This window comes from Thermogemmatispora sp., assembly GCF_019683755.1.
GTDB lineage: Bacteria > Chloroflexota > Ktedonobacteria > Ktedonobacterales > Ktedonobacteraceae > Thermogemmatispora.
In genome coordinates, this window is the sequence record NZ_JADGHT010000271.1 from 1 (window position 1) to 6,521 (window position 6,521).

At 58.0% G+C, this 6,521-nt stretch carries 6 protein-coding genes and 1 pseudogene; 5 read left to right on the forward strand and 2 right to left on the reverse strand.

All coding sequences use genetic code 11. The features are described 5' to 3' along the window. Positions 1 to 220, reverse strand: a pseudogene (locus IRZ24_RS15270) (hypothetical protein); the annotation flags it as partial. A 392-nt stretch (positions 221 to 612) separates the two neighbouring features. On the opposite strand from IRZ24_RS15270, the gene IRZ24_RS15275 reads away from it, so the two are divergent. Further along, entirely contained in the window at positions 613 to 1,824 is a 1,212-nt protein-coding gene (locus tag IRZ24_RS15275; protein WP_297165753.1) for an FAD-dependent oxidoreductase, read from the forward strand. Here IRZ24_RS15275 and IRZ24_RS15280 read toward each other — a convergent pair. Continuing rightward, positions 1,799 to 2,224 (reverse strand): hypothetical protein, encoded by a 426-nt coding sequence (locus tag IRZ24_RS15280; RefSeq protein ID WP_297165755.1) that lies wholly within the window; start codon positions 2,222 to 2,224, stop codon positions 1,799 to 1,801. The genes IRZ24_RS15275 and IRZ24_RS15280 overlap by 26 nt on opposite strands. Before the next feature lie 366 nt (positions 2,225 to 2,590). Here IRZ24_RS15280 and IRZ24_RS15285 point away from each other — a divergent pair, with 366 nt between their 5' ends. The 4 genes from IRZ24_RS15285 (at position 2,591) to IRZ24_RS15300 (ending at position 6,421) form a co-directional block, all read left to right on the forward strand. Continuing rightward, positions 2,591 to 2,833: a helix-turn-helix domain-containing protein gene (locus IRZ24_RS15285; protein ID WP_297165757.1), complete on the forward strand. Its 243-nt coding sequence runs from the start codon at positions 2,591 to 2,593 to the stop codon at positions 2,831 to 2,833. 580 nt (positions 2,834 to 3,413) lie between these two features. After that, positions 3,414 to 4,004, forward strand: coding sequence for a TetR family transcriptional regulator (locus tag IRZ24_RS15290; RefSeq protein WP_297165759.1), 591 nt, complete (start codon positions 3,414 to 3,416; stop codon positions 4,002 to 4,004). A gap of 260 nt (positions 4,005 to 4,264) precedes the next feature. Next, positions 4,265 to 5,575 (forward strand): ribonucleotide-diphosphate reductase subunit beta, encoded by a 1,311-nt coding sequence (locus tag IRZ24_RS15295; protein ID WP_297165762.1) that lies wholly within the window; start codon positions 4,265 to 4,267, stop codon positions 5,573 to 5,575. Between the two features lie 228 nt (positions 5,576 to 5,803). Then, on the forward strand, positions 5,804 to 6,421 hold the full coding sequence (locus IRZ24_RS15300) for a DUF6114 domain-containing protein (protein WP_297165764.1): 618 nt from the start codon (positions 5,804 to 5,806) through the stop codon (positions 6,419 to 6,421). Positions 6,422 to 6,521 lie beyond the last annotated feature (100 nt).

Here is a 6,521-nt window from a genome sequence, read left to right on the forward strand (position 1 = left end):
CGGCTCGACCGCCCCCAAAACGCGCTGCGCTTCCCTCACAAACCGCAGGAAAAAACCCCCGACTCTCTCCCTGCGCCAGGGTTGCCGCTAACAGGTAACGCAAGGTATAGTACTTGGAAGAGGGAAACGACGGTTCCCCCCGCAGCAACGCCGTCGGCGCAATCGAAAGACTGCGCCCGAGCGGACCCACCGCTGTGGCTCTTACGTCTCGTTGCTCCATCTCTCTTCTTTGCCTGGCTTGCGCGCATCAGGTTGCATCGCACGCACCATCCCGCCGGCAGAGCCGCGCTTGCTTCACACGCTAGCCCTGCCAGCAGGCTGAAGCTTGCCTTCAAGATAGTATCACGCTGGCGTTGTTTTTCTCAAGAGGCAACAGAAGGAGATGACTTGCAGGGCAGCGCTGTAACTTTGTGGCTAGCAGTCAGAGCTACATATGTCTCTTGCTAGTCTTACAAAGGAATTACACTGTAAATACAAGCAACGATACACTTTATAGTGTATCATTTTATCTTTTCAACAAGGACAGAACCATAGCGATCGATTGACTAAAAATGTATATTCTGCTATACTAAGATTCCATATAGCAGAATTTCTAGGAGGCGCCAGACGATCGTGAAACAAGACCATTTTGTTATCGTGGGAGCGGGGATCGTGGGACTAGCGACGGCCTATGCCTTGCTGGCCCGTGGCATAGAGCATGTCACCGTACTAGAGCAGGAAGTTGTTGACCATCCGCGCTCTACCTCTCACGGGGCCTCGCGACTATTACGCTTTGAATACGGAGCTAATGCTCTCTACTCGCAAATGGTCATCCTAAGCTTAAGTCGCTGGGCAGCATTGGAGCAGCTCACAAAGCGAACACTCTATCTGCGTACAGGTTTACTCTTGCTTGGACGAGAAGACGACGGCTTCACTCTAGAGAGCTACCGCACATTAAGAGCGCTCGGCCTTCCGACAGAGCGGCTCGCCGAGCAGCAATGTCGCCGGCGTTTTCCACAGTTTGAGACTCACTCTTTCGACCTTCTGACCTATAATCTGGAAGCGGGTATTTTGCATGCCTCGACCGCTCTACGCGCCCTGAAGGCGCTGGTCGGCGAGCTGGGAGGCACCATCTGCGAAAGGACGCGCGTACGCGCCCTTGACGCCAGCAGCCGGCAGCGACCTCTGCGCCTCTGGTTGGCCGATGGGGCCGTTATCAATGCTGATCGCGTCGTGCTGGCGACCGGCCCCTGGGTCCATCGCCTGCTTGGTGATCTTCATCTCCCTGTCCAGACCACGCGTCAGTATTTGCTCTATTTTGGAGGTCTGCCACTTTCTAGCTTTGGCGTGCATCATTTCCCTGCCTTTATGGCCAATGATTTGTATGGGCTGCCTATCCACAGTACCTATAGCGCCGACGGCGAGGGGCTCCCCTGGCTCAAAGTGGCATCTCACGCCACCGGACCGGCGATTGATCCCGATGAGGCAGAGCATCCAGCCAGTGGTCAGCAGCTCGTGCGACAGGCCATCCATGACCTGGAAGAGCTGATTCCGGCCTTGCGGCGGGCCTATCTCGCACATGTTGGCAAATGCATCTACGACATGAGCCCCGACGGCGACTTCATTATCGACTTCCTGCCTGACGAGTCACGCGTTGCCTTTGCAACTGGCCTTTCGGGCCACGGCTTTAAGTTTGGTCCTTTGCTCGGCGAGCTACTGAGCAGTATGGTCTGCGGCGAAGAACCCATCGTCTCACTCGCCCCTTTTCGTTTGGCTCGTTTCCACGAGCGCGATGCCCTGAGCAGCCGTCAGTCTGGATCTATTGATCAACGGGCACCCAGGTAAGCAATGACCCATTGCCTGCGTTTATAACCAAGTAGAGGCGCGAGGCAATCGGGGCCACCCGCCCCAGGGGACGGAGCGGGTCACGGATTTGAAACGGTCCTACTAGTTCAACAAGACAGACCAGCTCTTTCTCCGGCGGAAGAGCCGCCAGCGCCGGCCCAGCGCGCCACTGGCGCAGTAGCGAGGCCGCCTCTGCACTCGACAGAAAACGCACAGTGCCAACAGCTGGGACGGCGCCAAACATCGTGTAGAGAGGGGGATGCTCAGCCACATAGGTGCGGACATCCTCCTCTGTGAAGGCTGGGATCCCCTGCTGACGGCAGGGAATTGCCCAGCGAGTCTGTCGCTCTTCCGCCTCATCCGCGTCAAAGCCAGCCCCTGAAGAAAACTGGGCAGGCATAGCCTTCACCTCCTCGTAGATAAACAGTCTCCACGCGATCGCTTGCCCTCAGCTAGAAGCTATTACCCGCATTATTTCAAGTGAGCATCAACATTATATAAGGGAGGAGCATAGGGACGCTGGCAACAGCAGGCCCTGCACCGTCTAGCATAGCCCTGTCTCGCCGGGCAGGCAAGGCTGGACAAGGCCATGCATAGCCAGGCAGGGTAGCCTCGAAACGGCTCCTCCGGCAGACTGACACGCAGAGATGAGTCTGCCTGCAGACGTCCTCTTTGTGGACTGACGTATGCTAGTGGTAAGACGGAGGCTGTTCCGTTCAGGGAATACCGCAGGTGCTTTTTGGAATTCAGGAGGAAGGAGAAACATATGGCCAGAACACGTACACGTCATGAGGAGGCAGGGCATGCCCTGGAGTCTCCTCCCGAGTTACTCACCGTAAGCGAGGTCGCCCAGAGGCTGCGCGTCGACGATACCACCGTGCGGCGCTGGATCAAGTCGGGCGCTCTAGAGGCTATCCTGCTTCCTCACCGGGGCAAGCGTCAGGGCTACCGGGTCAAGAAGAGTACGCTGGATGCCCTGATTCATGGTCCCACGGCAGTGAGTGTCTAGAGCAAAGACGAGCCTCCTGAGCCAGGAGTAGCCTGGCCAGGGAACACACCAGGGAGGTAGGAGAGAGAGGGCAATCGAGAGAGCAGCGTTGGCTAGAGCTAGAGGCAGACAGACAGCGCACAGCGCCACCAGCCAGCTCTTTCCCGCTACCAGAGGTCAGCGCTGCGCCCCTTAGGAGGGTGCTGGCTTCTCGTGGCTCTGCACCCTCCCTGGTTTGATCCGCTTGTGCGCGGAGGACTGCAAACAAGGAGGGTATAGCAAGCCGGAGGCCGACCCACCTCACGTCTGTACAGGAGCTGCACCAGACCGCCAGTCAGTGAGTTCCAGGTCCACGGTAGGCTCAGAGGTGGGTCTGTTGCCTCCTGCCCTTCACCCTCAACAAAACAAGGACTATTACCCAGTGCCAAGCGGAAGCAGGCATACGCTCAGACGCTTGCCGTAAGAGCGCCGGCCTGGCTATAGTCCTTTTCTCTGAGCTGCAGCCGCAGGCTTGACCTGGCGTATGGCCGTGTTTGTATGCTATGCTATTAGAAAAGACTAGCAAGGGATCTGCTTTACTGATAGCACAAAGGTGAAGGGAATGGCAGCAAATCGAGGCAATCGCGAAGCACGCAAAGCCGAATTGCTCAGGATCTCGCGCGAGGTCTTCGCCGAGAAAGGATTCGAAGCAACGACCATCTCCGAGATCGTGGCGCGCGCTGGCGTGGCCCAGGGAACCTTCTACTGGTACTTCCCATCTAAGGCCTCGGTCCTGACGACGCTCGCCCGTGAGATGCAAGAGCGCATTGAGAGCGCCCTCCGACGCGCCTACGATGAGGCGCACAATTTGCAAGAGATGATCGAGCGTAGCGTGGCCGAGACGTTCCAGATCATGTCAGAGTATCGTGATATTCTGGCAATTGTGCATTTCAATACCTGCTGGACCGAGCATCCTGCAGAACGCCAGCATATCTTCGCTCCCTACTACGGCCTGATCGCCGAGATCATTCGTCAGGAGCAGCAACGCGGTACCCTCAGTCCGACGATCAACCCCGAGGTGACGGCGATTCTCATCGTCGGTACTGTCTACTATGCCGCCGAAGAGTGCTACATCTATAACTCGCCCGTCTCCCCCGAGGTCTTCATCGCCGAATGCTCTAGCTTCATCCGCCACGCACTCGGCATCGCCTAACGCCGGTTCACAGCGGTAGCTTGCTCTCGCTCCCGGTATCCTATCCGGTCGCAGAAATTACCATAATTTACCAGGCGATCGTTTTCCCCTTGACAATCACCTGATTGCCGGCTATAGTCATATACAACAAGGTTGACTGACTGTCAGTCAATTTAGTCGACGGTTCAGGATCTGGCGAGGGCCAGCCGACCCCAACGCGGCTTTGTTGGGGCGGCGCCTCCCTCACAGGCAGGTACCCAGGAACAAGGGGGGAACAACCCATGACCACCGAACCGGTTCAACAGGAAGGCTTCATCGACGTTGATTCTGAGCAGACGCCACCGGTTGAGAAAGATCGACTCTATCGCCTGTGGGAGGAAGGGAACTGGTCAGCAAAGGCGCTGGACTTTAGTCAGGATGCGCTGGATTGGAGAGAAAAGCACAGTGAGCGAGAGCGAGCTGCCATCCTCTGGAATTGCTCGATGTTCCTCGATGGTGAGGAGTCTGTCACCCTGACGCTGGCGCCTTTTGTGGAGCCGGCGCCTAGGCCAGAGGATAAGATTTTCCTCGCGACGCAAATCGCCGATGAGGCCCGCCACCATGTCTTTTTCGACCGCTTCATCCGCGAAGTTTGTCATCTTGGCCAGGATATCAGCACGACGCTGACTGCGGTTCGTCCTCATCTGAGCTGGGGCTTTGTCCAGGTCTTTACAGAGCTGGATCGCGCAGCAGAGCGGCTGCGTCGCAATCCGCATAGCTTGCCTCTTCTGGCTCAGGGTGTGGTCCTCTACCACATTGTGATCGAAGGCATGCTGGCCCATACCGGGCAGCATTTCCTGCGCGAGTATACTACACGTACCGGTCTTTTGCCAGCACTCGGGCGTGGTATTTTCTTCGTTTCTCGCGATGAGTCTCGCCATATTGCCTTTGGCATCCAATTGCTGCGCGAGTTGGTGAGCAAGGACCGCCGCTGCAAAGAGGCCGCCATTGAGATGCTCAACCGTATTCTGGCCTGGACAGCAGGTGTCCTGGCTCCCCCCAATAATGATTGGTCATATATTACCTGCCTGGGCTTTACTCCACAGGAGATGTTCGCCTTCGGCCTGCGTTCGCTGCATACGAAGCTGCGCCGCGCAGGGATCGATCCACATGAAGTGAGCGAGTTGGCCAAGCTGGGCCTTGATGATCCCTTCGAGGTCCAGGCTGAGCGCATTATCAAGTTTATCGAGGGCGGTGTCCTGGGCACCGGCGATGCTCCTCATGTGACTGAAGAGACAATGGAGACAATCTTTACCTCCATGCGTCTCGTGGCCGCCTGGTCGCAGCAGCGCTCGAAGCCGATCCGTGCCTCCATCCAGTGGCTCTTCGACGATATGCAGCCTCGCTATCTGAAGCTGGAGCCTGGTGAGCCGCCAGTCACGGGCGTGGGTCGGCTGGAGAAACCACGGTTGACTTTGCGCTGCTCGGCTAACGATTGGGCTAGCCTCTCCAACCGCCGCTTGAGCCAGCGTCAGGCTGTGCTCTCGCGCCGTCTGCGCATTAGCGGCGACTGGCGCCTGGCCTTGGAGCTGCCGCGCTTGCTCGCTGTTTAGGTCAGCAGCGCCCTCAAGCGCGAAGCCCACGAGAGCCGCGCTGTCGTCGCTCCCCAATCAATAAATAGGAGGACCGGGCTGCTCTCTCCCTTGTCTCGAGGGTCTATCACTGAAACATTGCCTGCCCGCTCGCTTTGTCAAGCCAAGCATCGGTTGCTTCCCTAGTTGGCCGGGGCTGGTTACCGGCAGATCGCTTCACCGCTGAGGCGTGGAAAAGGAGTGTCTACAATGGCGATGTCTCAAGAACCACAGGCGGAAGGTAGCGCGCAAAGCAGCAGGAGCCACAGTCAACAAGTGGTTGTTGTCGACCTCTCTAGTCGCTCCAGCCGCTCCCATGCGCTGACGCGCACGCTGGCAGGACTGCGCCAGGGCTTTAGTGCCTGGCGCGCTCAGCGGCGCTTGCGTACAGCAGACAAGGACGCCCGGCTGATTCAGCAATGGCAACGCTGGGGCCGCTTTCGTCGCTGGCGCCGCTCACGTCCTTTTGCCGGATCTATCCTCTTAATTCTCTCCGGTCTGCTCGTCCTCTGGAGTCCTGCTATGCTCATCCGGCTAGCCATGCTGCCGGGCAGCACGCTCTGGGCAGGCCTCCTTGTCGGTGCCCTGCTGATCATCATGGGCGTAATCCAGCTCCTGGTCCCCGCCTATTCGCTCATTACCGGGGCCATCGGGGTAGTCCTTGCCTTGATCTCCTTGATCGCTTCTTCCTTTGGCGGCTTTGGGATCGGCATGCTGCTGGGTATCATCGGTGGGGCCCTGGGTGTAGCCTGGCGTCCGGTCGCTGCTAGTAAACGGAGCAGTGGGCACCGCTCGGCCATGCGCGCACGCGCAACGATGCGCTCGTGAGTCTGCTACTGAGATCGGTTTGAGCGGGCCTGTCCAGCCGAGCCGGGCGAGAAGCCGGCAGATGTGCCGCAAAGATACATCCATGTGTCTTTTTATCCTC

What these genes read in the sequence shown, in the direction of transcription:
- IRZ24_RS15280 (WP_297165755.1), bottom strand. Translation starts at nt 2,224, where the DNA reads ATGCCTGCCCAGTTTTCTTCAGGGGCTGGCTTTGACGCGGATGAGGCG.
- IRZ24_RS15285 (WP_297165757.1), top strand. Translation starts at nt 2,591, where the DNA reads ATGGCCAGAACACGTACACGTCATGAGGAGGCAGGGCATGCCCTGGAG.
- IRZ24_RS15290 (WP_297165759.1), top strand. Translation starts at nt 3,414, where the DNA reads ATGGCAGCAAATCGAGGCAATCGCGAAGCACGCAAAGCCGAATTGCTC.
- IRZ24_RS15295 (WP_297165762.1), top strand. Translation starts at nt 4,265, where the DNA reads ATGACCACCGAACCGGTTCAACAGGAAGGCTTCATCGACGTTGATTCT.
- IRZ24_RS15300 (WP_297165764.1), top strand. Translation starts at nt 5,804, where the DNA reads ATGGCGATGTCTCAAGAACCACAGGCGGAAGGTAGCGCGCAAAGCAGC.